Source organism: Erwinia sp. S38 (assembly GCF_016624545.1).
Lineage (GTDB): Bacteria > Pseudomonadota > Gammaproteobacteria > Enterobacterales > Enterobacteriaceae > Erwinia > Erwinia coffeiphila.
The window spans coordinates 98,047-124,242 of the sequence record NZ_JACVTS010000007.1 but is presented as its reverse complement, the minus strand read 5'-3'; the positions used below and the strand labels follow the sequence as shown (position 1 = coordinate 124,242).

At 53.5% G+C, this 26,196-nt stretch carries 17 protein-coding genes; 10 read left to right on the top strand and 7 right to left on the bottom strand.

What is annotated here, in order from left to right:
* Positions 1-32 precede the first annotated feature (32 nt).
* The 5 genes from ispG to der all read left to right on the top strand — a co-directional run bounded on the left by ispG (position 33) and on the right by der (position 6,135).
* A complete protein-coding gene (gene ispG / locus IBT46_RS10305) occupies positions 33-1,154 on the top strand; it encodes a flavodoxin-dependent (E)-4-hydroxy-3-methylbut-2-enyl-diphosphate synthase (protein WP_200545603.1) in 1,122 nt (373 codons plus the stop codon).
* A gap of 82 nt (positions 1,155-1,236) precedes the next feature.
* A complete protein-coding gene (gene hisS / locus IBT46_RS10300) occupies positions 1,237-2,514 on the top strand; it encodes a histidine--tRNA ligase (protein ID WP_200545602.1) in 1,278 nt (425 codons plus the stop codon).
* Between the two features lie 36 nt (positions 2,515-2,550).
* Positions 2,551-3,171: a YfgM family protein gene (locus IBT46_RS10295; protein WP_200545601.1), complete on the top strand. Its 621-nt coding sequence runs from the start codon at positions 2,551-2,553 to the stop codon at positions 3,169-3,171.
* Positions 3,172-3,275: 104 nt separating this feature from the next.
* A complete protein-coding gene (gene bamB / locus IBT46_RS10290; protein WP_123336797.1) occupies positions 3,276-4,457 on the top strand; it encodes an outer membrane protein assembly factor BamB in 1,182 nt (393 codons plus the stop codon).
* A gap of 172 nt (positions 4,458-4,629) precedes the next feature.
* Positions 4,630-6,135 carry a ribosome biogenesis GTPase Der gene (gene der, locus IBT46_RS10285; protein WP_200545600.1) on the top strand — a complete coding sequence of 502 codons (1,506 nt, stop codon included), beginning with the start codon at positions 4,630-4,632 and terminating at the stop codon, positions 6,133-6,135.
* Between the two features lie 30 nt (positions 6,136-6,165).
* Here der and hisS (IBT46_RS10280) read toward each other — a convergent pair whose 3' ends face one another.
* Genes hisS (IBT46_RS10280) through hdcC form a run of 3 tightly spaced genes read right to left on the bottom strand, consistent with a single transcriptional unit; the run spans position 6,166 to position 9,995 of the window.
* Positions 6,166-7,440, bottom strand: a complete 1,275-nt coding sequence (hisS, locus tag IBT46_RS10280) for a histidine--tRNA ligase (protein ID WP_200545599.1) — start codon at positions 7,438-7,440, stop codon at positions 6,166-6,168.
* Between the two features lie 27 nt (positions 7,441-7,467).
* Positions 7,468-8,604 carry a histidine decarboxylase gene (locus tag IBT46_RS10275; protein ID WP_200545598.1) on the bottom strand — a complete coding sequence of 379 codons (1,137 nt, stop codon included), beginning with the start codon at positions 8,602-8,604 and terminating at the stop codon, positions 7,468-7,470.
* 38 nt (positions 8,605-8,642) lie between these two features.
* The gene (gene hdcC, locus IBT46_RS10270) at positions 8,643-9,995 is read right to left on the bottom strand and encodes a histidine-histamine antiporter (protein WP_200545597.1); all 1,353 of its coding nucleotides are present in this window, start codon (positions 9,993-9,995) and stop codon (positions 8,643-8,645) included.
* A 369-nt stretch (positions 9,996-10,364) separates the two neighbouring features.
* Between hdcC and IBT46_RS10265 the strand changes: the two genes are divergently transcribed.
* A complete protein-coding gene (locus IBT46_RS10265; protein WP_200545596.1) occupies positions 10,365-12,260 on the top strand; it encodes an ATP phosphoribosyltransferase regulatory subunit in 1,896 nt (631 codons plus the stop codon).
* A 305-nt stretch (positions 12,261-12,565) separates the two neighbouring features.
* Positions 12,566-14,998: a glucose/quinate/shikimate family membrane-bound PQQ-dependent dehydrogenase gene (locus IBT46_RS10260; protein WP_200545595.1), complete on the top strand. Its 2,433-nt coding sequence runs from the start codon at positions 12,566-12,568 to the stop codon at positions 14,996-14,998.
* A gap of 817 nt (positions 14,999-15,815) precedes the next feature.
* On the opposite strand, the gene xseA is transcribed toward IBT46_RS10260, so the two are convergent.
* The gene (xseA, locus tag IBT46_RS10255) at positions 15,816-17,198 is read right to left on the bottom strand and encodes an exodeoxyribonuclease VII large subunit (protein ID WP_200545594.1); all 1,383 of its coding nucleotides are present in this window, start codon (positions 17,196-17,198) and stop codon (positions 15,816-15,818) included.
* Between the two features lie 170 nt (positions 17,199-17,368).
* Here xseA and guaB point away from each other — a divergent pair, with 170 nt between their 5' ends.
* Together guaB and guaA are read left to right on the top strand one after the other, a co-directional pair.
* Positions 17,369-18,835, top strand: a complete 1,467-nt coding sequence (gene guaB / locus IBT46_RS10250) for an IMP dehydrogenase (RefSeq protein WP_200545593.1) — start codon at positions 17,369-17,371, stop codon at positions 18,833-18,835.
* Positions 18,836-18,916: 81 nt separating this feature from the next.
* Positions 18,917-20,497, top strand: coding sequence for a glutamine-hydrolyzing GMP synthase (gene guaA / locus IBT46_RS10245; protein WP_105593233.1), 1,581 nt, complete (start codon positions 18,917-18,919; stop codon positions 20,495-20,497).
* Positions 20,498-20,649: 152 nt separating this feature from the next.
* On the opposite strand, the gene murP is transcribed toward guaA, so the two are convergent.
* Positions 20,650-22,092 (bottom strand): PTS N-acetylmuramic acid transporter subunit IIBC, encoded by a 1,443-nt coding sequence (murP, locus tag IBT46_RS10240; RefSeq protein ID WP_200545592.1) that lies wholly within the window; start codon positions 22,090-22,092, stop codon positions 20,650-20,652.
* A 1,001-nt stretch (positions 22,093-23,093) separates the two neighbouring features.
* On the opposite strand from murP, the gene IBT46_RS10235 reads away from it, so the two are divergent.
* Entirely contained in the window at positions 23,094-24,509 is a 1,416-nt protein-coding gene (locus IBT46_RS10235; RefSeq protein WP_200545591.1) for an FAD-binding oxidoreductase, read from the top strand.
* Positions 24,510-24,695: 186 nt separating this feature from the next.
* Here IBT46_RS10235 and IBT46_RS10230 read toward each other — a convergent pair whose 3' ends face one another.
* Positions 24,696-25,103 carry a DUF2000 domain-containing protein gene (locus tag IBT46_RS10230; RefSeq protein WP_200545590.1) on the bottom strand — a complete coding sequence of 136 codons (408 nt, stop codon included), beginning with the start codon at positions 25,101-25,103 and terminating at the stop codon, positions 24,696-24,698.
* A gap of 39 nt (positions 25,104-25,142) precedes the next feature.
* Positions 25,143-26,015: an AraC family transcriptional regulator gene (locus IBT46_RS10225; RefSeq protein ID WP_200545589.1), complete on the bottom strand. Its 873-nt coding sequence runs from the start codon at positions 26,013-26,015 to the stop codon at positions 25,143-25,145.
* Positions 26,016-26,196 lie beyond the last annotated feature (181 nt).

Below are 26,196 nucleotides of genomic sequence, written 5' to 3'. Positions count from 1 at the left end.
TCTCTGGGCGCGAGCGATTGTGGAGAAAGAATATGCATAATGAAGCACCCATTACCCGTCGCAAATCAAAGCGCATTTACGTCGGCAAGGTGCCCGTGGGCGACGGAGCACCTATCGCCGTCCAGTCTATGACCAATACCAAGACCACCGACGTTGCTGCGACAGTTGCTCAAATTAAAGCACTGGAGCGCGTCGGTGTTGATATCGTTCGTGTATCCGTACCTACGATGGATGCTGCCGAAGCGTTCCGCCTGATCAAACAGCAGGTGAACGTTCCTCTGGTCGCCGATATTCATTTTGACTACCGTATTGCTTTAAAGGTCGCTGAATATGGCGTGGACTGCCTGCGCATTAACCCGGGCAATATCGGTAACGAAGAGCGTATACGCCAGGTCGTTGACTGCGCACGACACTACAACATTCCGATTCGTATCGGTGTGAACGGTGGATCGCTGGAAAAGGATCTGCAGGAAAAGTACGGCGAGCCAACGCCGCAGGCGCTGCTGGAATCGGCAATGCGTCACGTGGATCATCTCGATCGTCTTAACTTCGATCAGTTTAAAGTCAGCGTTAAAGCTTCAGACGTTTTCCTGGCCGTTGAATCTTATCGCCTGCTGGCTAAGCAGATCGACCAGCCTCTGCATCTCGGTATCACCGAAGCGGGTGGCGCACGTGCCGGTGCGGTTAAGTCTGCTATCGGCCTCGGTTTACTTCTGTCTGAAGGCATTGGCGATACGCTGCGTATTTCGCTGGCGGCCGATCCGGTTGAAGAAGTTAAAGTCGGTTTCGATATTTTGAAATCCCTGCGCATTCGTTCACGCGGTATCAACTTTATCGCCTGCCCGACCTGTTCCCGTCAGGAGTTTGACGTGATCGGTACGGTGAATGCGCTGGAAGAGCGGCTGGAAGATATCATCACGCCGATGGATGTCTCCATTATCGGCTGCGTGGTTAACGGCCCAGGTGAGGCAACGGTCTCCACCATGGGTGTGACCGGTGGCAATAAGAAAAGCGGCTTTTATGAAGACGGTGTTCGCCAGCGAGACCGTCTTGATAACAATAATATGATCGACCAGCTGGAAGCGCGTATCCGTGCCAAGGCGACCATCCTGGATGCATCACGTCGCATTGATGTTCATCAGGTCGAGAAATAAATTTATCGCGTCTGGCCGCGGCTGATATCGCGAATTGATTCGCGATTCGGCACGCTGCCAGACACAAAAAATGGAAAAAACAGTGGCGAAGAATATCCAGGCCATCCGTGGCATGAATGATTACCTGCCTGCCGATACCGTGGTGTGGCAGCGCATTGAACAGATCCTGAAGCAGGTGCTGGGCAGCTATGGCTTTAGCGAAATACGTCTGCCGATTGTAGAGCAAACCCCGTTATTCAAACGCGCTATTGGTGAAGTCACCGACGTGGTTGAAAAAGAGATGTATACCTTCGACGACCGCAACGGCGAAAGCCTGACTCTGCGTCCGGAAGGCACTGCAGGCTGCGTGCGTGCCGGCATCGAACACGGTTTGCTGTACAACCAGGAACAGCGTCTGTGGTACATCGGACCGATGTTTCGCTACGAGCGTCCTCAGAAGGGCCGCTATCGCCAGTTCCATCAGATTGGTGCCGAAGTCTTTGGCCTGCAGGGCCCGGATATTGATGCCGAGCTGATCCTGATGACTGCGCGCTGGTGGAAAGCGCTGGGCATTGCAGACCACGTTAAGCTGGAGCTGAACTCGATCGGCTCGCTGGAAGCGCGTGCTAACTACCGTGATGCCCTGGTAGCGTTCCTTGAGCAGCATGTTGATGTGCTTGATGAAGACTGCAAACGCCGTATGTACACTAACCCGCTGCGCGTGCTGGACAGTAAAAACCCGGACGTGCAGGCGCTGTTAAACGACGCGCCGACGCTGGGCGACTATCTGGACACCGATTCCCGCGAGCATTTCAGCGGCCTGTGTGCGCTGCTGGATGCTGCCGGCATCGCTTATACTGTCAACCAGCGTCTGGTGCGCGGTCTTGACTACTATAATCGTACCGTTTTCGAATGGGTGACCACCAGTCTGGGTTCACAGGGTACAGTGTGTGCCGGTGGGCGCTATGATGGCCTGGTTGAGCAACTGGGCGGGCGTGCTACGCCAGCAGTTGGTTTTGCCATGGGAATGGAGCGCCTTGTTCTGCTGGTGCAGGCAGTTAATCCAGATTTTGAACCGACACGAATTGTTGATGTCTATGTTATCGCTTCGGGTCAGGGCGTGCAGTCAGCTGCGATGCTGCTGGCGGAACAGGTGCGAGATGCGCTGCCTGAGCTGAAGCTAATGACCAACTTTGGCGGCGGCAACTTTAAGAAGCAGCTTACCCGAGCCGACAAGTGGAAAGCCCGCATTGCTCTGGTTCTCGGTGAAGATGAAGTCGCTAACGGTCAGGTAACGGTTAAAGATTTACGCAACGGCGAACAACAAACTCTGGCGCAGTGTGATGCTGCAACCCTGCTGGCTTCAATGCTACAGAACTGAGCCTGAGCAAAGCACGATTTAAAGGAGTAGGACTGCGTGGAAGTGTATAGCAACGAAAACGAACAGGTAGACGCGCTGAAGAATTTCTTTGCCCAGAACGGTAAAGCGCTGGTAGTTGGCGTGGTACTGGGCGTAGGTGCTCTGGTCGGCTGGCGTTACTGGAACAATCACCAGGATGGCGCATCGCGTGAAGTATCTGCCGCCTATCAGCAGGTATCTTCTGCGCTGGACGCCAGCAAGCCGGCAACGCTTGAAGCGGCTGCGAAGTTTGCCAACGACAACAACAATACCTACGGTGCTCTGGCCTCCCTCGATCTGGCAAAGCGTTATATCGATAACAACCAGCTGGATAAAGCAGCCACTCAGCTGCAGAGCGGCCTGCAGGATGCAAAAGACGCCAACCTTCAGGCTGTGCTGAATCTGCGCCTGGCGCGCATTCAGCTCCAGCAGAAGCAGCCTGATGTGGCGTTGAAAACGCTGGAAAGCATCAAAGGTGAAGGCTGGACGGCCATCGTGGCGGATATCCGCGGCGAAGCGCTGTTAAGCAAAGGCGATACCCAGGGTGCACGCGAAGCGTGGAGCAAAGGTGTTGCTTCTGATGCGTCTTCGACGCTGAAAGAAATGCTGCAAATGAAAATGAATAATCTGCCGGGTTAATCACGTTTAGGACCACCGCTAGCGGCGTTTTGCGCGGCCGCGGATCGGGTTATAAGTGAATAAGGCTCCAATATTTGGCCTGAACAGGGCACAAGAGGGACTTCATGGAATTGCGTAAGATACTTCTGCCGGGACTGATTTCAGTCACTTTACTCAGCGGATGTTCATGGTTTAGCGGCGAAGAAGACGTGGTTAAAATGTCACCACTGCCGACCGTACAAAACCAGTTCACTCCAGAAAAAGTCTGGAGCACCTCGGTCGGTGATGGCGTGGGTGATTTTTACTCTAACCTGCACCCGGCCTGGGCTGACAGCACCGTTTATGCGGCCGATCGCCATGGTATTGTTAAAGCGCTGAATTCAGGTGATGGGAAAGAGCAGTGGAAAGTTGACCTGTCAGAGAAGACCGGTTTCTTCTCCAGCAACCTGCCTGCGCTGCTTTCCGGTGGTTTGACCGTTGATGGTGCCCACGTTTACGTTGGTAGCGAACGCGGCCAGGTCTACGCATTAAATACTAACGATGGCAGCGTTGCCTGGCAGACCAAAGCCGCCGGGGAAGTTTTATCCCGCCCGGTAATCAGTGACGGTCTGGTGCTGGTCCACACCAGCAACGGTATGCTCCAGGGGCTGGATCAGTCCAGCGGCGTGGTGAAGTGGTCAGTTAATCTCGACGTACCGGCTCTGAGCCTGCGCGGTGAGTCTGCGCCAGCTACCGCGTTTGGTGCTGCGATTGTGGGTGGTGATAACGGCCGCGTTAGCGCTGTTATCATGAACCAGGGCCAGATTATCTGGCAGCAGCGTATTTCACAGCCGAGCGGCGCGACCGAAATCGATCGCCTGTCCGATGTGGATACCACTCCGGTGATCGTTAACGGTGTGGTTTATGCTCTGGCCTACAACGGTAACCTGACCGCGCTGGATCTGCGCTCTGGTCAGATCCTGTGGAAACGCGAAATCGGCTCCGTTCACGACATGATCGTTGACGGTGGTCGTATCTACCTGGTGGATCAGGACGATCGCGTTATCGCACTGAGCACTGACGGCGGCGTCTCTATCTGGCGTCAGAGCGATCTGTTGCACCGTAACCTGACCGCACCGGTTCTGTATAACGGATACCTGGTCGTGGGCGATAGCGAAGGTTACCTGCACTGGCTCAACACCGACGACGGTCGTTTTGTTGCCCAGCAGAAAGTGGACAGCTCCGGCTTCCAGACTGAACCGGTGGTGGCGAGCGATAAACTGCTGATTCAGACTAAAGATGGTGAGGTTTACGCGTTTACGCGCTAATTTCCCTCTGCTTTACGTTATATAGCGGCTCCTGATGATTCAGGGGCCGTTTCGTTTTTCTCCTGGCGTGTTATCCTTACGCCATTGTCCTGAGCCCTGCGGCGGAAAAATCTGTCTGACGCAGAGAATAGTATTCGCAGCCAGGCGTAATTTTCAGTTATGAGGCTTCAATATGGTACCTGTGGTCGCGCTGGTCGGGCGTCCCAATGTGGGAAAATCCACCCTTTTTAACCGTTTAACGCGCACGCGAGATGCGCTGGTGGCGGATTTCCCCGGACTTACCCGGGATCGCAAATATGGTCGTGCCGAAATTGAAGGCCGCGAGTTTATTTGCATCGATACCGGTGGTATTGATGGTACCGAAGAGGGCGTAGAAACGCGTATGGCGGAACAGTCGCTGCTGGCGATTGAAGAAGCTGACGTTGTGCTGTTTATGGTTGATGCCCGTGCCGGGTTAATGCCTGCGGACACGGCTATTGCTAACCACCTGCGTTCGCGTGAAAAACCGACGTTCCTCGTCGCCAACAAAACCGATGGCCTGGATGCGGATGCCGCAGTGCTGGACTTCTGGTCGCTGGGCCTGGGTGAAATTCATCCGATCGCGGCCTCGCACGGTCGCGGTGTGACCGGCCTGCTGGAGATGGTTCTCCTGCCGTGGATGGATAAAGTTGATCCGCGCGAAGTCACCGAAGAAGAAGAAAATGCCGCCTACTGGGCAGCGCTGGAGCGCAAAGAAGCGAAAGCGCGCGGCGAAGTGATTGAAGACGAAAAAGAAGAGGAAGATGACTTTAACCCGCTGGATCTGCCGATCAAGCTGGCGATTGTCGGTCGTCCTAACGTCGGTAAGTCAACGCTGACTAACCGCATTCTCGGCGAAGACCGCGTCGTGGTTTACGATATGCCGGGTACTACCCGCGACAGTATCTATATCCCGATGGAGCGTGATGGTCGTGATTACGTCCTGATTGATACCGCCGGCGTGCGCAAGCGCGGTAAAGTGACCGATACGGTCGAGAAGTTCTCGGTAATCAAGACTCTGCAGGCTATTGAAGATGCCAACGTGGTGATGTTGGTGATCGATGCCCACCTGGGGATCTCGGATCAGGATCTGTCACTACTGGGCTTTATCCTCAACAGCGGACGTTCGCTGGTGATCGTGGTGAACAAGTGGGATGGCCTGAGCCAGGAAGTTCGTGACGAAGTGAAAGAGACGCTGGACTTCCGTCTGGGCTTTATCGATTTCGCTCGCGTGCACTTTATTTCTGCGCTGCACGGCAGCGGAGTCGGCAACCTGTTTGAATCCGTCACCGAAGCCTATGACTGTTCAACACGTCGTGTAAACACCTCAATGCTGACGCGCATTATGAATATGGCCGCTGACGATCATCAGCCGCCGATGGTGCGCGGCCGTCGCGTTAAGCTGAAGTATGCCCACGCCGGTGGCTATAACCCGCCAATCGTGGTCATTCACGGTAACCAGGTGAAGGATCTGCCGGACTCGTATAAGCGCTACCTGATGAACTACTTCCGTCGTTCACTGGAAGTGATGGGTACGCCAATTCGCATTCAGTTCAAAGAGGGTGAGAACCCGTTTGAAGGGAAACGCAACTTGCTTACGCCAAATCAGCTTCGCAAGCGTAAACGCCTGCTCAGCCATTTGAAGAAGAACAAGCGTTAATGAAAAGGGGGCCATCGGCCCCCTTTTTTTTCAGTCCACCGCGGCTTTAGCTGGCCTGTGGGACAGTTTTTTCCAGATATCATCTGGCCGCATGGTTTCCTGTAAGTTAGCCTTAAGGTCCCAAAGCCCCGTTCGGTTGTCACCGTTCAACGTAACAATATAGCGGCAACCTGTTTTCAGGGCATTCGAGTGCTGGCGTTTGATTTTGGCTCCCGTGAAGTCACTCAAAACTTTAAATTCCGGAAGATGGCGTCGCAGCTGGTCTGCCAGAAGCAGCGCGTCGATGTTCTGCCCAGGTTCCTCAAAGGTGACCACAATATCGGGATGATTGCTGACATTATCCGTAACGCCTACGGTTTCCAGCAGCAGTAGCAGGCGCTCAACGCCAATAGCGAAGCCGGAAGCGGGTAATGCTTTATTGCTGAACAGCTCAACCAGTCCGTCATATCGCCCCCCGCCGCAGATCGTCCCCTGTGACCCCAGCTCATCGGTTATCCACTCAAAAACCGTGCGCGTGTAGTAGTCCAGCCCCCGAACAAGGCGGGGATTGATGGTATAGCAGATACCGGCGCTATCCAGCAGTCGACACAGCTCGTCAAAGTGCTGATGTGATTCATCACCAAGATAGTCGAGGAGTTTTGGCGCACCTTCGATCATGCACTGCATATCCGGATTTTTACTGTCGAGGATCCGTAATGGATTACTCTGCAAACGCAGCAGACTGTCTTCATCCAGCAGGTCGCGGTGCTGCTCAAAGTAGCTGACCAACTGATGGCGATGCTCATGCCGTTCTGATAGTGTGCCGAGAGAATTAATCTCCAACCGTACATAACGTTCTACTTTAAGCGCTTTAAAGATATCGTTAGCCATATAGATCAGTTCAGCATCAATATCGGCACCGGGCATGCCAAAGGTTTCTACACCAAACTGAGTAAACTGGCGCAGCCTGCCTTTTTGTGGCCGCTCATAGCGAAACATCGGACCCAGATACCACAAACGTTGCGTGCTGTTGTAACACATATTGTTTTCAATGATGGTTCTCACACAGCCACTGGTGCCCTCCGGCCGAAGGGTGATATGTTCGCCGCTTTTGTCAAGGAAGTTATACATCTCCTTTGACACAATATCGGTAGACTCACCGATTGCCCGCTCAAAAAGTGAAACGGGTTCCAGTATTGGCAGCCGAATTTCCTGATAGCCGTAGCGCCAGGTGATGCTTCTCACCTTACTCTCCAGCCATTGCCAGACCGGCGCTTCTTCAGGAAGAATGGTCCGCATTCCTCTGATTGCCTGAATTTTGCTCATTTTCTTTCCTTACGTGGCAGCCGATTTTTAAGCGGCGTTGGCCTGACGGTCGGCAATAACATCATCAATCAGCCGGTCGATTTGGCTGGAGTCCAGATGATGTGCGGTGACGATCAGGTGAGCGATGTCGCCAGAGGTTGCCAGGCAATGTTTTTTCCAGACGTCTTCGGAAGGGCAGGGGAAGACCACGGTGATAGAGTTTCTGTTGCGCCACGCATTGATTCCCGCTTTCTGGAAGCGTTCAACGGCGTACTCGGCCAGATTCAGGCAGCGTTCAATGCGGCGTACCCAGCTTTCATGGCTGTGGCTGCGGACGGCTTCCCACATCATCAGCGGAGTGTGCCCGTTGCGTGACCCAGAGATGGTTTTATCGTGGGCAGAGATGTAATCGATCTCAACGGATATACGGTCAACGTTTTTTTTCTTGGCGACCACGATGCCGCAGGGGATCGGTGAACCGATCATTTTGTGGCCAGAAACACCAATAGAATCAATGCCATCAGCAAAAGAATAGGCCTGAGGATCGTCAACAAAAGGCAGGATCATGCCGCTCAGCGCGGCGTCTGCGTGCAGGTAATAATCCTCACGCCTGAAGCCCGCTTCCTTGAGCCGCTGCTGGATCAGTGCGATATCATCAATTGCCCCGCGCACGGTCGTCCCGACATTGGCAAAAATAATCGGATGTTTTTCATTATCGCGAGCGATCTTACTCATCAGATCGTCGTAATCTACTTCGCCATTCGGCAGCGATTCCACAACGCTGGATTTAATTCTTAGCAGCTTGACGATTTTCGCTACGGAATAGTGCGTATCCTTAGAGTAATAAAGCGTGCCGTCCGGGAAAATTTCGCGTCCAAGGTAACAGCCGAACATATTGCTCTCGGTTCCCCCATTGGTGATATAACCCCAGCTTTCTGCAAAAGGAATTTTGAACAGAGTGGCGAAGTACTCCATTACCTCTTTTTCAAACTCGAAAGAATTCAACAGATAGTTGCAATACTCACCCCAGTCGCCACAGTTATTAATAGAGAAACGCATAAAACGTTCAAGATTAGTGTAATTAAAATCCGCGGACTCCGGGTAACCCAGGTTGAAATATTGGTTCTTAACGCAGTGTGACCAAAATGCATCCAGTTTGTTTTGGCTTTCAATTGACAGAGTCATAGTATTCATTCCTTTTTTGGTTGAGAACGGTGTTTAAATCAGGATTTTTTATCAAGATAAAGAATGTCATCGCCTTTTTTATTGCGACCGGCGGCAACGAAGCAGAATAAAGGGATGGTGAACATCATCATGACTATTCCCCAAAACATTGAATCAGTCCCCGAGCCAAGTAATGCGAATATGCTATAAATCATCCCAATAACCACCATTACGCTGTAAAACATAAAAGAGGGCCCGCGATTTATTTTTTTCGACATCATGATGATTGGCAGAGAGATTAACGCGTACATGTAAGGCAAAAGGGAGGCAAAAACGGACATTAATATGACCACTTCAAACTGTTTTGCCAGGTTGGGTGAGGCGGTCATCATTAAGATGGCACTCATCAATACGCCGGTAAAAATCAGGCTTTTCATCGGAACATCATTTTTATTCACATCGGCAAAAAACTGTGGGAACAATCCCTGCTGTGCACCTGCACGTGGGCCTTCCGACTGCAGAATCAGCCAGCCTGAAATAGAACCAAAGCAGGCGATGATGCTCAGCGCAGAGGCGATATTGCCTGCGGTATTACCGAACATATAGCGGGCAGCATCAGCAAAAGGTGCGGAGGAGTTCACCAGCTCTGCGTGAGGAACCAGGCCCATAATTACCGTACAGCTACCGACGTAGCAGACTGAGGCGATCAGCAAACCCATAACCGTTGCTTTAGGGACCGTCCGTTCCGGGCAATCAACCTGGCCGGTTGAAACGACTGCAGATTCCACGCCCAGGAATCCCCACAGGGCAATGGATGCGGCAGAGATAATCGCCGAGCTGTCACTTCTTCCCGTGCCGTTGTAGACCTGGCTGAACATCGCCGGATCAAACCAGAACCAGCCGACAACGCCGATGCCCAGAACCACAACCAGCATACAGCTGGCAGTAAATGACTGGGCACGGCCGGCCACGCGCGCGCCAAAGCTGCCGAGTGCGATAAAAGCCCAGAGGATCACGATAGCCGTTATGCAGCCCACCGTGGGATCTTTGAGCTGTGGGAAGAAGTAGCTGAGATAGCCAATACCGGCCACCAGCAGAGCGACGTTGCCAATCCAGGCGCTTATCCAGTAGCAGACGGTGGTTTGAAACCCGACAAAGGGGCCAAAAGCATCGCTGGCGTAAGCGACAATGCCGCCGTTACGCGGCGTCAGCAGGCTGGTTTTCGCGAAAACCAGCGCGATGGCAATAACCCCGATAATGGTGAACAACCATCCCCACAGGGAGATGTACCCAATACCGGCAAGGTTGGTGGGTAACATAAACACCCCTGACCCCATCATGTTCGATGCGGTGACAAGTGTCAGGGCCACGACGCCCATTTTATGGGCGGATTTTGCGCTGATTTTATCCATTTTAAATATCCTGTAACGTGGTGCCATTAATATTAAGAAGGCGGCTTGAAATTAATGTGATGCACGGAGTTTAAAAACAGAGGTGGCGGGAATGATGATTTAGATCATTTATTTTCTGTCTTTGTTTTTTTTCTGTGAGACAGCGCGGAATTTCTTTCTGAAAACATTAAAAACTCGATCTGTCCCCTTTTTTATTTACTTCTTGATGGCGCGGGGAATATAAAAACGGATGAATCGCAGTGGTGTGTTTTTTGGGCGCTTGACAATGATTGTGAAGATGATGGATTATTCCTTCATGAGATTTTCGAGTTAAGAGTTTCATGGTTAATATTTTTAAATTCAATTTTATAAATTAAATGGGAGCTACCCATGTCCAGAACGTCGAGGGTTTATGTTCAGGGGTTGCCACAACTTATTCAGCTTAACGGGCATAATAATGATATTGTGTTTCATGATGACGAGGATTATTTAACTTTCCTTAACTGTTTAAGGAAAGCAGGCGAAAATTTTGACTTCGCTTTGCACGCATGGACTCTATTGCCAAATCAGCTGATGATGTTATTAACACCCGGGACAAAAGAAGATCTTAGTCGGCTGGTTCAGCATATCGGCAGACGCTATGTTCCCTGGTTTAATCAAAAGTATCATCGCAGCGGTAGCCTGTGGGAAGGCCGATATAATAGTTCGCTCATTGAACCGGAAGCCTACCTGCTTATTGCACAAAAATTTGTTGATACCCGTCGTGGAGAGCGACATTCCCTCGAGGGAAAACGACCAGCGTGGAGTAGCTACCGGTATAATATTAGCGGGGAGCAACAGCAAATGATTACCCCGCATGAACAGTATTTGCGTTTAGGTAATACTCCCCAGGAACGCGCCATCCAGTATGCGCGCTTTATTCAGTCGCCCCTTAGCCCCTCTATTGAAAAACGCCTGCAGGATTGTCTGAATCAGAATCGACTGCTGGGTACGCCGCAGTATTGCCAGCGGTTAGAAAGGCAGCTTCATCGGCCTGTACAGCCCAGGCAAGCCGGGCGACCGCGTAAGTATTTTCATAATCAGGTCGCAGACTGGACATGGCTGGAAAATCAGGCGGCCTGCCTGCTGTCACGCTACTGCTACCAGGAGATTCGGCTGCCGCTCCTTGAAAGAGAAGGAAATAACGCCGCATTTACTGCCACGAATGAGCCGTTTCCCCTCACGGGTAGCCACAGTGCACTGCTGCGCGGAGAGGGAACGATGGGATGTTTGCAAATGATTAATCAGCATCCTCATCTGCAGTCCACGAGCAAACTATGGTACCAGGGGGTCATGTTCCGTAGTACAGAGAATACGGGCGAACATATCGAACAGTACCAGCAGCTGGGCGTTGAAGCGTTTGGTTTTGCGGAAGTGGATATCGAACTGGAGCAGTTGGTCCTGCAGTATGATTTTTTCAGGTCGCTGGGCCTTCAGGAAAATGTTGAGTTGAAAATCAACAGTACTGGAACTCAGCAGGAGTTTGCTGCTTTTCGCGCGGCCTTACGCGCTTTTTATCAGCCTTTTACGAGTATTTTCGAACCGGAATGGGCGGAGTGCCTGGCAATGCAGCCGGAAAGACTGCTGCGCTCAGACCATCCTCTGCTGGCCAGGCTTCGTTCCATCGCGCCGGTGATCGGCGATTTCCTTGGGGGGGAATCGCGGAAGCGTTTTGATTGTCTGCTGGAGTCTCTGACTAAAATCCACGTTCCCTTTGTGGTGGATCGGTGGCTTTATCCCTCAAATGCCTATTGCCATACCCATTTTGAATGGCACTGCGAGAGGCTGATGGAACACAGCCTGTTATGTCGCGGTGGTCGCTATGATGAATGTGCGACTAGCGTTCTTGAAACGCCGATTCAGGCCTGCGGCTTTGCGTTAATGCTGGACCCGATAATGCGTTTGCTGCGTCTGACGGATAAGCATCTGCTTAAGCAGCAGGTCACGGATGTGGTCATCATTCCGGGTTCTCCTGCCGCCAGCACCCAGGCATTAAACATCGGTCGGTCGCTCAGGAAAACATTCCCGCAGATGAGTATCGCCAATGATTTTTCCCACATGCGGGTCAATACCTGCGTGCGAAATGCCAGACGGCTGGGCGGGCGGTTTATTATTGTGGTTCCTCCTGACGGAGCGGCCACAGAAGTTGTCCTTTACGATCGCGACAGCGGGGAAGAACAAACGGTCAACATCGCTAAGGCGATAAACATATTGAGCCGCAGCCTCAATGCGTTACCGGTTTGTTGAGGAGCAAAAAATGAACCATATGGATAATTTTTTAGTTGGATGTTAACTTTTTGTTTATCACAGAATGAACCTGGTGGTACAATTTTGGCGTTAGTTGCGGGAGCTTATGTCCGTCAGCCCAGGTCTGACGGGTTTGTGAGCTTCAGCGTTTAACACCGGACGGGCTGGTCCCGCGTAATATTGTTAATAAAAATAAGACATCTAAACTTATTGTAGCTCATCGTTATGAGCGGGATGGCAACCGCCGCATTCGGCGGTTTCTGCCAGCAATAATGACGTCTTATTCTCTCCAGGAGTGTTTTTGTATGTCTCATACAAATGCCGGGTCATCAAAATGGCTGGGCTTGTGGTGTTTCCTGCTAGGGTTAATTCTGCTGGCAGCAGGCCTGTATTTTGTCATTGGTGGTGTAAAACTGATTTCACTCGGCGGTAGCTGGTACTTCGCGATTGCCGGTATTTTTACCGCTATTTCCGCGATTCAGTTCTTCCGTCGTAAATCTTCCGCAGTGCTGATTTTTGCTCTGGTGTTTATTGGTACCGTAATCTGGGCCGTTCAGGATGCCGGTATTGATTTCTGGCCGCTGGTTTCCCGCGTGGTATTTTTCGCTGGCATGCTGCTGCTGGCGCTGATTACTTACCCGGCGCTGCGCAAGCGCGAAGGCAAACCTTCTGCCTCTAAGCTTTCTTACGGTCTGAGTGCAGTGACCGTGGTTGGTCTGCTGGTTACCGCATTCGAAATGTTCCAGCCGCATCCTCCGGTTGCATCAAACGGTCAGGAACTGCCGCTGGTGCCGGTGGATAAATCAACCGAGCAGAAAAACTGGGACAACTACGGTAACACTGCCGGAGGAAGTCGCTTTGTGGCGCTGGACCAGATCACGCGTGATAACGTGAAAGATCTGAAACCTGTCTGGACCTTCCACACCGGTGATATTCCGGAAAGCCCTACCGGTAACGGTGCTGAAGATCAGCAAACTCCGCTCCAGGTAGGCGATCGTCTGTATCTCTGTACGCCGCATAACAATGTGATTGCCGTCGATGCGGATACCGGTAAAGAGATCTGGAAAACCGAAATCAACGCGCAGTCCCAGGTGTGGAACCGCTGCCGTGGTCTGGCTTACTTTGATGCCACTAAACCGCTGCAGCAGCCAAGCGTGCCGGATTCAACGCCGGTGACGGCGGTGGCTCTGGCAGCCGGTGATACCTGTCAGCGCCGTCTGCTGATGAACACCATCGACGCACGTCTGGTGGCGATCAACGCCGACAATGGTGAAATGTGCCAGAACTTCGGCGATAAAGGTTTTGTTGACCTGAAAGCCGGTCTGGGTGATGCGGGTGATCCAAAATATCAGCTGACCTCAGCGCCAACCCTGGCGGGTACTACCGTCGTTGTGGGTGGACGCGTGGCTGATAACGTGCAGACCGATATGCCTGGCGGCGTACTGCGCGGCTTTGACGTGATCACCGGTGAAATGCGTTGGGCGTTTGACCCGGGCAATCCGGACCCAACGGCCAAGCTGGAAGCGGGTAAAACCTTCGTTCGCAGTACGCCGAACTCCTGGGCTCCGATGTCCTACGACCCGGCGATGAACACCGTGTTCCTGCCGATGGGTAGCTCGTCCGTTGACCTGTGGGGTGCCAACCGTAACGCGCTGGACCATAAATATGGTGCCTCTATCCTGGCGCTGGATGCGACTACCGGTAAAGAAAAATGGGTGTATCAGACCGTTCATAACGATCTGTGGGACTTCGATATCCCAATGCAGCCAAGCCTGATCGACTTCCCACAGAAAGACGGCAGCAGCAAGCCAGCGGTGGTATTTGGTACCAAAGCAGGTCAGATCTTCGTGCTGGATCGCCTGACCGGTCAACCGCTGACCGAAGTGAAAGAAGTGCCGGTTAAGCCTGGCAACATTCCAAACGAGCAGTACACGCCGACTCAGCCTAAGTCTGTTGGTATGCCGCAGATCGGTGCGGATACCATGACCGAGTCTGATATGTGGGGCGCTACGCCGTTCGATCAGCTGGCCTGCCGTATCGGCTTCAAATCTATGCGCTACGATGGTCTGTTCACCGTTCCGGGTACCGACCTGTCCCTCAGCTTCCCGGGTTCACTGGGCGGTATGAACTGGGGCAGCCTGTCGACCGATCCGAACAACCATTACATCTTCGCTAACGATATGCGTCTGGGCCTGTGGGTACAGATGATCCCGGCGAAAACCACCTCTGGTCCTGCCAGCAACGGCGGCGAAGCGGTGAATACCGGTATGGGCGCAGTTCCGCTGAAAGGCACCCCGTATGCGGTGAACAAAAACCGCTTTATGTCACCGCTGGGCATCCCTTGCCAGAAACCACCGTTCGGTACGCTGTCTGCTATCGACCTGAAAACGCAGAAAATTGTGTGGCAGGTGCCGGTTGGTACGGTGCAGGATACCGGTCCATTTGGTATCAAAATGAAAGCGCAGATGCCGGTGGGCATGCCAACGCTGGGCGGTACGCTGGCAACTCAGGGCGGCCTGGTGTTCATCGCCGGTACTCAGGACTACTACCTGCGTGCTTTCGATACCTCAACCGGTAAAGAAGTGTGGAAAGCCCGTCTGCCAGTTGGCAGCCAGGGTGGCCCAATGAGCTACAAGTCGCCGAAAACAGGTAAGCAGTACATCCTGATTTCGGCGGGCGGTGCGCGTCAGTCTCCGGATCGCGGTGACTACGTGATTGCCTACGCGCTGGATAAATAAGTCGAGCGACTTACTGGACTGAGCGTTCTGTAATGCAGCACTCCCTTCTGTAAAAGCGTTATGCTGGCCGGAGGGGAATCCTAAAAAACCGCCGTCTCTTTGAGATGGCGGTTTTTTTATGCATTGAATACTTGGTTGTAAACCTGCTTTAAGGCCTACATCGCTTAACAAGCTGAAAGCCGGTATTTCGTGAGTAACACGTTGCTGTGGAACAGCGGGTTGGGGTTCAGCCTCTGCTGCTGCTCCTGGGCGGTCCTCGCGCCGCGATGCGGTGCCCTCGGTTACAGCTGCTGGCCTGTCGGACCGGCGGAGACGGTATATCCCTATACCGACCCCGCCTGATGCCAGCGTCCTGCTGGCATCTCCTGGCCATCAGCTTCCACCTCAGCGCTGCGGATGCCCTTGCGCAGCAGCAGAGGCTGTCCCCTCTGTACAATTTCGTCGCTTTTGATTTTCAGACAACGCGAAAGCTTGAAAGCAGGCTGGCAGTGCCCTCGATCGGGCAATCCACAGCGCTGAACGCAGAGAGGAAGCCAGGATTCGGCCGCATGGACGCGGCCAAAAGTCACAGCCGGGCCAGGACGGCCCGTCTGTGGCGGTCCGACAGGCTGACGAATGGAGTGAGGGAACCGCGAAGCGGCGCGAGGACCGCCCGAACGGGGGCACAGCCAGCCTGCGCCAACTCCTGTCCTCTAAATAACACACACAGCTAATACCTTTCTGTAGCGGTCTGGGAGGCTGACGAACGAAGTGAGGGGACCGCAACGCGGCGCGAGGACCAGCCCGCTCGGGGGCACAGTCAGCCCGCGCTAACTCATCAGGAAGCAGAACGCTTACGCGGTTTCTTAACCGGTGCTATCGGCGTAACCGCAGTCACTTCGCTTTCCACCCAACCATCATCCAGCCGCGTCTTCAACGTATCGCCAGGATGAAGCTGCTGCGTTTTCTTCACCACCTGACCATCCGCCGCAGTGGTGACGCTAAAGCCGCGTGCCAGCGTAGCCAGCGGGCTGACGCCCTCAAGCTGAGCGGCCAGATTGCTGAAGCGCTGCTTAATACCGTTAAGCTGCTGCTGCATCGACTGCTGCAGACGATACTGCCACTGCTGTAGCTGCTGACGAAGACGCTCCACGCGCATCTCCGGGCGAATGGCACCCAGGCGCTGCTCCGCACGCTCCTGCTGGCGAACGGCCTGACGTACCTGCAATTGCACGGCATCATCCAGACGGCGGCGTAGCTTAATCAGCGCATTCTGCTGCCGCGCCAGCTGGAGCTGTGGATGCTGCTGCTGAAGGCGGTGATGCAGGCGGGTAAAGCTGCGCTGCTGCTGCGCGAGATAGTAATCCATTGCCATCTCCAGCCGCTGCTGCTGGGACTGAAGCTGGCGCAACAACTCAATTTGATTACGGCTGACCAGTTCGGCAGCCGCAGAAGGCGTTGGCGCGCGCAGGTCAGCGACAAAATCGGCGATGGTGACGTCGGTTTCATGGCCGACGGCGCTGACAATAGGAATACGGCTGGCAAAAATCGCCCGCGCCACGCGCTCGTCGTTAAAGCTCCACAGATCTTCCAGCGAACCACCACCGCGACCGACGATCAGCACATCACACTCGCCCCGCGCATTCGCCAGCTCAATCGCGCGGACAATACCGGCAGGCGCTTCAGCCCCCTGAACCTGAGTCGGATAGATCACCACCGGTAGGGAGGGATCGCGGCGATGCAGCACGCGCAGCACATCGTGCAGAGCGGCACCGCTGGCGGAGGTGATGACCCCGACCTGACGGGCCGGATCGGGCAGAGGCTGCTTGTGAATCTGTTCGAACAGGCCTTCCGCCATCAGGCGCTGTTTAAGCTGCTCAAACTGCTGCTGCAACAGCCCGTCACCGGCAGGCATCATGCTCTCTGCAATCAGCTGATAGTCGCCGCGCGGTTCATACAGCGTGATGGTGGCGCGCACCAGCACCTGTTGACCATTCTGCGGCCGAAAATCAACGCGGCGGTTGCTGTTGCGAAACATTGCACAGCGCACCTGGGCGCCGTCGTCCTTCAGCGTGAAGTACCAGTGGCCGGAAGAGGGCTGGGAAAAATTGGAGATCTCAGCGCTCAGCCACACCTGGCCCATCTCCATCTCCAGCAGCTTACGCACTGTGGTATTAAGACGGCTGACGGTAAAAATATTAGCGGTTGGCGGTAGCGACATGTGATGAAGATCAAATTTTAAATCAGGAGGTTAATCAACCGATACTACATGGCTGAACGAAGGTTTCAAGAGTTTTTATTAAAAAGTACTGGAGGCAATCGATTACGGCCTGTATAATGCCGCGGCAATATTTTACAAGTTCTCATTCACCCTGAGGTTGAGATATTGCCATGCTAAGAATCGCTAAAGAAGCCCTGACATTCGACGACGTTCTGCTCGTTCCTGCTCACTCTACCGTACTACCGAACACTGCCGACCTCAGCACCCAGCTTACCAAAACTATTCGTTTGAACATTCCTATGCTGTCCGCTGCCATGGATACCGTGACCGAAGCCGGTCTCGCCATTGCGCTGGCGCAGGAAGGTGGCCTGGGCTTTATCCACAAAAATATGTCCATTGAGCGCCAGGCGGATGAAGTTCGCAAGGTGAAAAAACACGAGAGCGGTGTAGTAACCGAACCGCAGACCGTGCTGCCAACTACCGCCCTGAGCGAAGTGAAAGCCCTGACCGAGCGCAACGGTTTTGCCGGTTACCCGGTTGTTAACGGCGAAAACGAACTGGTGGGTATCATCACCGGTCGTGACGTTCGTTTCGTCACCGATCTGACCCTGCCGGTTTCTGCTGTAATGACGCCGAAAGAGCGTCTGGTAACGGTGAAAGAGGGCGAGGCCCGTGACATCGTTCTGCAGAAAATGCACGAAAAACGCGTTGAGAAAGCGCTGGTCGTGGATGACAGCTTCCACCTGCTGGGCATGATCACCGTAAAAGACTTCCAGAAAGCCGAGCGTAAACCTAACGCCTGTAAAGACGAACACGGTCGCCTGCGCGTTGGTGCCGCTGTTGGTGCCGGTGCCGGTAACGAAGAGCGCGTTGATGCGCTGGTAGCGGCCGGTGTTGACGTGCTGCTGATTGACTCCTCACACGGCCACTCCGAAGGCGTTCTGCAGCGTATTCGCGACACCCGTGCTAAATACCCTGACCTGCAGATCGTTGGCGGCAACGTGGCGACCGGCGCTGGTGCGCTGGCGCTGGCTGAAGCCGGTGTGAGCGCAGTGAAAGTGGGTATCGGCCCAGGCTCAATCTGTACCACCCGCATCGTGACCGGCGTAGGTGTACCGCAGATCACTGCCGTCTCCGACGCGGTGGCCGCACTGGAAGGAACCGGTATTCCGGTTATCGCCGACGGCGGCATCCGCTTCTCTGGTGATATTGCGAAAGCTATCGCTGCCGGTGCTTCTGCAGTGATGGTGGGCTCCATGCTGGCGGGTACCGATGAAGCACCGGGTGAAATCGAACTTTACCAGGGCCGTTCATTCAAGTCCTACCGTGGTATGGGTTCCCTGGGCGCGATGTCCAAAGGATCTTCTGACCGTTACTTCCAGACCGACAACGCCGCTGACAAACTGGTGCCGGAAGGAATCGAAGGCCGCGTGGCCTACAAAGGTTTCCTGAAAGCGATCGTGCACCAGCAAATGGGCGGTCTGCGCTCCTGTATGGGCCTGACCGGCTGTGGTACTATCGACGACCTGCGTACCAAAGCGGAATTTGTTCGCATCAGCGGTGCCGGGATTCAGGAAAGCCACGTTCACGACGTGACCATTACCAAAGAGTCCCCGAACTACCGTATGGGTTCCTGATAAACCCTGTACTGTGCGCCCGGTTTAGCCGGGCGTTTTACTACTTCCCGTATTTTGAATTACATCGCCCTGGAATAGCCAATGACGACGGAAAACATTCATAAACACCGCATTCTGATCCTCGATTTCGGTTCACAGTATACTCAGCTGGTTGCGCGCCGCGTGCGTGAGTTGGGCGTGTACTGCGAACTGTGGGCGTGGGACGTAACCGAAGAGCAGATCCGCGGTTTCAAACCGAGCGGCATCATCCTCTCCGGCGGTCCGGAAAGCACCACCGAACACGGCAGCCCGCGTGCGCCGGAGTACGTGTTTAACGCTGGTGTGCCGGTGCTGGGCGTATGCTACGGCATGCAGACCATGGCAATGCAGCTGGGCGGCGCGGTTGAAGGTTCTAACGAGCGTGAGTTTGGCTATGCGCAGGTAGAAGTGAAAACCCAGAGCGCGCTGACCCGCGATATCGAAGACGCCCTGAGCGCTGCCGGTAAGCCGCTGCTGGACGTCTGGATGAGCCACGGCGACAAGGTTACCGCGATTCCGTCCGACTTTGTGACCGTTGCCAGTACCGATACCTGTCCGTTTGCCATTATGGCCAACGAAGAGAAACGTTTCTACGGCGTGCAGTTCCACCCGGAAGTGACCCATACCCGTCAGGGCCAGCGCCTGCTGGAGCGCTTTGTGCGCGATATCTGCGAGTGCGAAGCACTGTGGACCCCGGCGAAGATTATCGAAGATGCCGTTGAGCGCCTGCGCGAGCAGGTTGGCGAAGATAAGGTGATCCTCGGCCTGTCCGGCGGTGTTGACTCATCTGTGACCGCGATGCTGCTGCACCGCGCCATCGGCGATCGCCTGACCTGCGTCTTCGTGGATAACGGTCTGCTGCGCCTGAATGAAGCCCAGCAGGTAATGGAGATGTTTGGTGACCACTTTGGTCTGAACATCATCCACGTTGAAGGCGAGCAGCGCTTCCTGGATGCGCTGGCGGGTGAAAACGATCCGGAAGCCAAGCGTAAAATCATCGGCCGCGTGTTTGTTGAAGTGTTCGATGAAGAAGCGCTGAAGCTGGAAGACGTGAAGTGGCTGGCACAGGGCACCATCTATCCGGACGTGATTGAGTCGGCGGCATCTGCCACCGGCAAAGCGCACGTCATCAAATCTCACCACAACGTGGGCGGCCTGCCGAAAGAGATGAAGATGGGCCTGGTTGAACCGCTGCGTGAGTTGTTCAAAGACGAAGTGCGTAAAATCGGCCTGGAGCTGGGCCTGCCGCACGCGATGCTGTTCCGTCATCCGTTCCCGGGCCCGGGTCTGGGTGTGCGCGTGCTGGGCGAAGTGAAGAAAGAGTACTGTGACCTGCTGCGCCGTGCGGACGCTATCTTCATTGAAGAGCTGCACAAAGCCGACCTGTATAACAAAGTCAGCCAGGCGTTTACCGTCTTCCTGCCTGTTCGTTCCGTCGGCGTGATGGGCGATGGCCGTAAATACGACTGGGTTGTTTCCCTGCGTGCGGTAGAAACCATCGACTTTATGACCGCACACTGGGCGCATCTGCCGTATGACTTCCTCGGCCGCGTTTCCAACCGCATCATCAACGAAGTGAACGGCATCTCCCGCGTGGTTTACGATATCTCCGGTAAACCACCGGCCACGATTGAGTGGGAATGATTTAACGCCAGTTCCTGGCTAATCACTTCTGTTCAATACCGCAAAAAGCCTCTGTTCTTACAGAGGCTTTTTCTTTTTAAGGGCGACTCGATGTTAAGCGGATTCCCGCAGCACGGGTGATTTCCTTCAGCGTTTTGATAGTTGGATTACCTTCAGCTCAAATCCACATCCTTCCAGCCAAAGCACCACGTGATGATAAAACCGCTCACGTAGGCGACAAGAAGCCCCGCCGAGTAAACCGCCATGCCGGTATAGATCCCTTCGTTAGAGGTCATCAGCGGGAGCGTCACCAGCCCGGACGGGCCGAACACGGTGTTCATGCCAATCGGTAACCCAAGCCATGCCACCAGGCCGATAAAGAAGCCGCCGCAGGCACCGCCCAGGCAGGCGGTGACAAACGGTTTTACCCGAGGCAGCGTCACGGCATAAATCAGCGGTTCGCCAATGCCCAGCAGGCCGGGAATAATTGCGCCCTTCACCTGATTACGCGTGGCTGAGTGCCTGGCCGAACGGAAATAAAGCGCCAGCGCGGCACCGACCTGTCCGCCCCCGGCCATCGCCAGTATCGGGAACAGGGAGTTGAAGCCCTGGGCATCCATCAGCGCGAAATAAACCGGGATAAAGCCCTGGTGCACGCCGAAAACGACTGCAATCAGGAACAAACCGGCCAGAATCGCGCAGCCAAACGGGTTGCCGTTCAGGTGCAGGAACAGCCAGGACATGCCTTTAAACAGCTCGCCGCCAATCGGCATGATCAAGGTAAAGGTGATTGCGCCGGTAATAACCAGCGTCAGCAGGGAAGTGAGGATCATGTCGAGATTGTCGGGGATAACGCGGCGGAGCTGCCGTTCAATCCACGCGCCGAGGATTGAGGCAATCAGCACGCCAATAATATTCCCTCGCGGATCGATGCTCATGCCAAAAAAGTTATCGATCCCGGAGAAGTAGCCCACCGTCGCATCGGGGTTGTAGCCCAGCACGAACAGCGAGGCGATAATTGCGCCGTTGACACCTGTTCCGCCAAAGGCCTTTTGCGCGTTATAGCCAATCAGTATCGGCAGGAAGGTAAATAGCCCCTTGCCGAAAATTTTCATGTAACCGTCAAGCTGCACCAGCGTCACATTCTTCTCTGCGGCATTTGCCAGCAGGCTTTGTTCGAGCAGCGTTGCAAAACCCAGCAGCATCCCGGCGGCAATAAAGCCGGGTATCAGCGGTGTAAAGATCGTAGCGAACTTCGCCAGGAACTGATGCACGGCGCTGGTTTGGCTGGCTTTAATCTTTTGCTTGTTATCGCGAGCCACTGCGTCAATAGCCGGGCCTTCAGCATCAGCCGCCGTACCGCTGGCCAGCAGCGTATTCATCATTTCAGCGGCGGTCTGCGCTTTACCCGGCCCGAGAACGATTTGCAGCTGATCTTCAGTATTAATCACGCCAAGAACACCCGGCAGCGCTTTCAGTTTTTCGCGGTCGACAAGCTGGTCGTTACTTAAGGTCAGACGCAAGCGGGTCATGCAGTTTCCGCAGGCCACGACGTTGTTTTTCCCACCGACCTGTTGCAGGATCTCAGCAATCAACCGTTCCGTAATCTTTGCCATAAATCGTTCTCCGTAGCGGCCCTCGTTTGGGCACAGGCCGATGATCCCTTAACGGGATGATTTCTACTACAAACAACACCAGAAAGTGTGCGCGCGGTTATGACCTGAAGATGAAATCCTGAAGCATCAGGTGAGTGTAGACCAGGACGTGGGATGTCCCCCAGAAATGTATGGGAAAATATAGAGCTGTTATCAATAGCTGATAACTTTAGTTAAATAATGGACATAAATCACCCTACAGCTTCTGAGTATAAATAGCCATGACGATAGGGAATGGCGAATTTTACAACACAATGCAGGTTGTTAATGAGCCATTACCCTTATTGCCAGCGCTATTTAATTATCCATTATTAATTCCATCATTCATTTTTTTAAATTATTTTTGTTTTTTTTTGAATGAATAATTAATCATTATATTTACACTATTTTACGTTTTTTTATGCACTTTTTATTCATTAAAGTGAATAGGGTTGATGTTTTTAGCCGTTTTTCAGGGAGTTTGTGGTTATCATAAAGTGCATAAAAGGGTGTTTTTATGTGGCAAGTTTGTTAATGTGCGCACCGATAGATACTGTCTGCCCCCTGAAATGCCGCACTGCAACGCACAGTTGGGCTGGAGATTGTTAGGAATGTGTACTCGTATACGCGGTCCTGGAAAATAGTTTTTCCGCTGTAGAGATTTCGCCAATATCCTTGATGCCGTCCACGAGTTGAGTGGATTTCAGTTGTATGCGCACGGCCAAAGGTAGCTGGAAACTCAATTATAAATTTCTGAAAAGCTAATATTGATTAGATCAATAATGGCTGCATCCCCATTTTTTATTTTTCGGGGAGTGGCATGGCTTTCTACAAAAATACGATCTTCACCAGATATCTATATTTTAAGCAAAACAACCGGGAGATGTGGGGGAATTTATTCGCTATCAACCACGTCAGATAAATTTTACAGGTAGCAGGGCGGGGAAAAGCTGAATACCTGTTATTTAAAAGGAAAATCTAAAATGAATATCACAAGAAGAAAATTTTTGATTGGTGGTGCAGCCGTGGTTGCTGCCGGTGGTGCCGGGATATTGACTCCGATGCTAACTCGCGAAGGTCGCCTGATCCCGGGTAAACCGCGAGTTGGCTTTGTTAACGGTCTGAACGGGCCGTTGCCAAAGCAGTCCGATGTGGTCGTTGTGGGGGGCGGGATTCAGGGGATTATGACCGCAATCAACCTGGCTGAGCGCGGCCTGTCGGTTGTGGTTGTTGAAAAAGGGAATATTGCCGGTGAGCAGTCGAGCCGTTTTTATGGTCAGGTAATGACCTATAAAATGCCGGATGCCACATTCATGCTGCACCATATGGCGAAGCAGCGCTGGCGCGAGATGAATGCTAAAGTGGGTGCCGATACCAGTTATCGCACGCAGGGCAGGGTTGAAGTTCCACTGGATGATGAAGATTTAGCACACGTCAGACAGTGGATTGATACCAAACATAAAGAAGTGGGTTCAGATATCCCATTCAAAACCCGAATCATTGAAGGTGATGAACTGAACCAGCGCTTAAAAGGTGCCACGTCCAGCTGGAAAATCGCCGGATTTGAAGAAGACTCAGGCAGTCTCGATCCGGAAATCGCCGCCTTCGTGATGGCTGAATACGCGATGAAGATCGGTGTAAAAATTTACACCAACTGTGCCGCCAGGGGGATTGAAACCCAGGCCGGTGCCATTTCCGATGTGGTGACTGAAAAGGGCGCAATCAGAACGTCGCAGGTTGTGGTTGCCGGTGGGGCCTGGTCCCGACTGTTTATGCAGAATCTGAATGTCAATGTGCCAACGCTGCCGGCCTATCAGTCACAGCAGCTGATCAGTGCTGCGCCTGGTGCACCTGGCGGTAACGTTGCATTACCGGGGAATATTTACTTCCGTGAACAGGCCGACGGCAGCTATGCAACCTCGCCGCGTGTGATTGTTGCTCCTGTTGTGCAGGAATCATTCATGTACGGCTACAAGTATCTGCCGCTGATGTCCCAGCCTGACTTCCCGGTGCATATTTCACTCAACGAGCAGCTAATCAATACCTTTATGCAGCCAAAACACTGGGCGCTGAATGAAGTGTCGCCGTTCGAGAAATATCGCGATATGACCGCGGCTCCGGACGTTCCTGAGCTGGAAAGTTCACTGGAGAAACTGAAAGCGGAGTTCCCGGCGTTCAAAGATTCAAAACTTATCGATCGCTGGAGTGGCGCGATGTCGATTGCGCCGGATGAGGACCCAATCATCTCCGTGGTGAAAGAGTATCCGGGCATGGTGATCAACACTGCTACCGGTTGGGGAATGACGGAAAGCCCGGTTTCAGCCGAGATCACCGCCGATCTGCTGCTTGGTAATACGCCGGTGCTTAATCCTGAGCCATTCAGCCTCTATCGTTTCTAACGGGTAAAACCGGGTGCTTCGCCAGTAGGGCACCGTTGCACACTCTGACTGACCGGGCGTTGCGCCAGTCAGCCAGAGTGTGCAGGTTCTGTCTGAGAGGTATCCGGGTTTAAAAGCACTGCCGCACCAGTAAAAAATCCCGCGAAAGTCGCGGGATACGGCGCAGGAACGGCCGTATATCAGGCTTTAATCGTGCAGCCTTAGCCCTTTAATCACTTTATCCACGATCTTTTTCGGCCCACGTACGCCCAGCCCGACCAGATTTAAATTGTCTGCGTCCTCAGCCATAAAGACATCGCGGTTAGCTTCATCGTGTCTGGTTGAAAACATCGCATGCACGTAGGGGATCAGCGTTAACTCACGCTCCAGCCCTTTGCGATGTGCCGTCTGCAATCCATTGATATCCGCTGAAAAAATCAGCATAGGCTGGCCGGACATATTGCCGTACTGGCGACCTTTGGCATCAACGTAAGGCGCGCCCATAATTTCGGGGGCCGTGGCGGCAACCCCCGTTGCCAGGAATGCCACAACATTTAAACGCTGCCAGGTGGGCAAATCATCACGCACGATAAAGGCGATTTTTGTATCAAACATCGGTAGCCATTCTCCGGTCATCTGTATGAGATGACATCATCAGAGATGACGGGCCTGTCGATCTAGAACGTTTGTGCAATGGCGTTGGTAACCCGCCGGTGAAAGGCGATAAGCGCGCTGGAACCAGCGCCCCATATGGCTTTGGTCGGAAAAACCGACGTCTGAGGCAACCCGTGCGGGTTCAATGCCCTGAGCGAGCAGTAGCCGCGCGGTGCGCAGCCGAAGCCGGACCAGGTAAGCGTGTGGTGACTGGCCGAAGACCTTCTTAAACTGACGGCTCAGGCGAAAGCGGTCAAGGCCAGCGTGCTGAGAAAGCTCATCCAGCCCGATATCCAGGTGCATACGGTCGTGCAGATAATCGCGTAATTGATACATTTGCATCAAAGAATCATCAAGGCTGACGGCCGGCCTGTTGCCGATATGGCGGGAGAGCAGATACAGCAGGTGATCTAACGTTTGATCGCGAGCCAGCCGACCTTCCTGATGATGAACGGCAAAAAATGCCTGCTGAATGGCTGTGATTAATTGTGAATCATCGGTCAGAGTATGGCGAAACGCGGCTTCAATCACCGAAACATCGCCCAGCCCGCGACGCTGCATCATCTCTGTGACCCAGCTTTGCGGTAGGTAAAGCATCACGTAGGTAAAGCCGTCGACGTCCGGCGCGTGGCCGTCGTGAACGGCACCTGGCTCAATCAGAATCGCGCGCCCCGGCTGGCTGGTATGCAGGGTGCGATGGCAGTTAAACCGTTGAAGACCCTGCATTGTTACCCCGACCAGCACTTCGTCATGATCGTGCGGATCGTAGGCGTGGCCACGAAAATGCGCGTTGATGCTTTCTATGCCGGTCTCATCATCGCGACGGAAATTGACCCAGTCTTTGCCAGCGCCCGTATTGCCCGGCGTATTCATCAGGAATATCCTCGAACTATGCCCGCAGTATGAAATCAGAAAAGTGCGGATTATCCCTTATCGTGCCACCGAACGGGGGAATCGTCCACCTACTGTCAAGCTATGTAATAAGCGCGGTCCTGCAATAGACGACCTGTGGCTTTTATGTCAATTTAGCGACAGATGCTGCAAATCTGTTCCG

Excerpts from the sequence above, each read along its gene's own strand:
- ispG (WP_200545603.1), top strand. The coding sequence starts at position 33 with ATGCATAATGAAGCACCCATTACCCGTCGCAAATCAAAGCGCATTTAC.
- bamB (WP_123336797.1), top strand. The coding sequence starts at position 3,276 with ATGGAATTGCGTAAGATACTTCTGCCGGGACTGATTTCAGTCACTTTA.
- der (WP_200545600.1), top strand. The coding sequence starts at position 4,630 with ATGGTACCTGTGGTCGCGCTGGTCGGGCGTCCCAATGTGGGAAAATCC.
- hisS (WP_200545599.1), bottom strand. The coding sequence starts at position 7,440 with ATGAGCAAAATTCAGGCAATCAGAGGAATGCGGACCATTCTTCCTGAA.
- IBT46_RS10275 (WP_200545598.1), bottom strand. The coding sequence starts at position 8,604 with ATGACTCTGTCAATTGAAAGCCAAAACAAACTGGATGCATTTTGGTCA.
- hdcC (WP_200545597.1), bottom strand. The coding sequence starts at position 9,995 with ATGGATAAAATCAGCGCAAAATCCGCCCATAAAATGGGCGTCGTGGCC.
- IBT46_RS10265 (WP_200545596.1), top strand. The coding sequence starts at position 10,365 with ATGTCCAGAACGTCGAGGGTTTATGTTCAGGGGTTGCCACAACTTATT.
- IBT46_RS10260 (WP_200545595.1), top strand. The coding sequence starts at position 12,566 with ATGTCTCATACAAATGCCGGGTCATCAAAATGGCTGGGCTTGTGGTGT.
- xseA (WP_200545594.1), bottom strand. The coding sequence starts at position 17,198 with ATGTCGCTACCGCCAACCGCTAATATTTTTACCGTCAGCCGTCTTAAT.
- guaB (WP_200545593.1), top strand. The coding sequence starts at position 17,369 with ATGCTAAGAATCGCTAAAGAAGCCCTGACATTCGACGACGTTCTGCTC.
- guaA (WP_105593233.1), top strand. The coding sequence starts at position 18,917 with ATGACGACGGAAAACATTCATAAACACCGCATTCTGATCCTCGATTTC.
- murP (WP_200545592.1), bottom strand. The coding sequence starts at position 22,092 with ATGGCAAAGATTACGGAACGGTTGATTGCTGAGATCCTGCAACAGGTC.
- IBT46_RS10235 (WP_200545591.1), top strand. The coding sequence starts at position 23,094 with ATGAATATCACAAGAAGAAAATTTTTGATTGGTGGTGCAGCCGTGGTT.
- IBT46_RS10230 (WP_200545590.1), bottom strand. The coding sequence starts at position 25,103 with ATGTTTGATACAAAAATCGCCTTTATCGTGCGTGATGATTTGCCCACC.
- IBT46_RS10225 (WP_200545589.1), bottom strand. The coding sequence starts at position 26,015 with ATGAATACGCCGGGCAATACGGGCGCTGGCAAAGACTGGGTCAATTTC.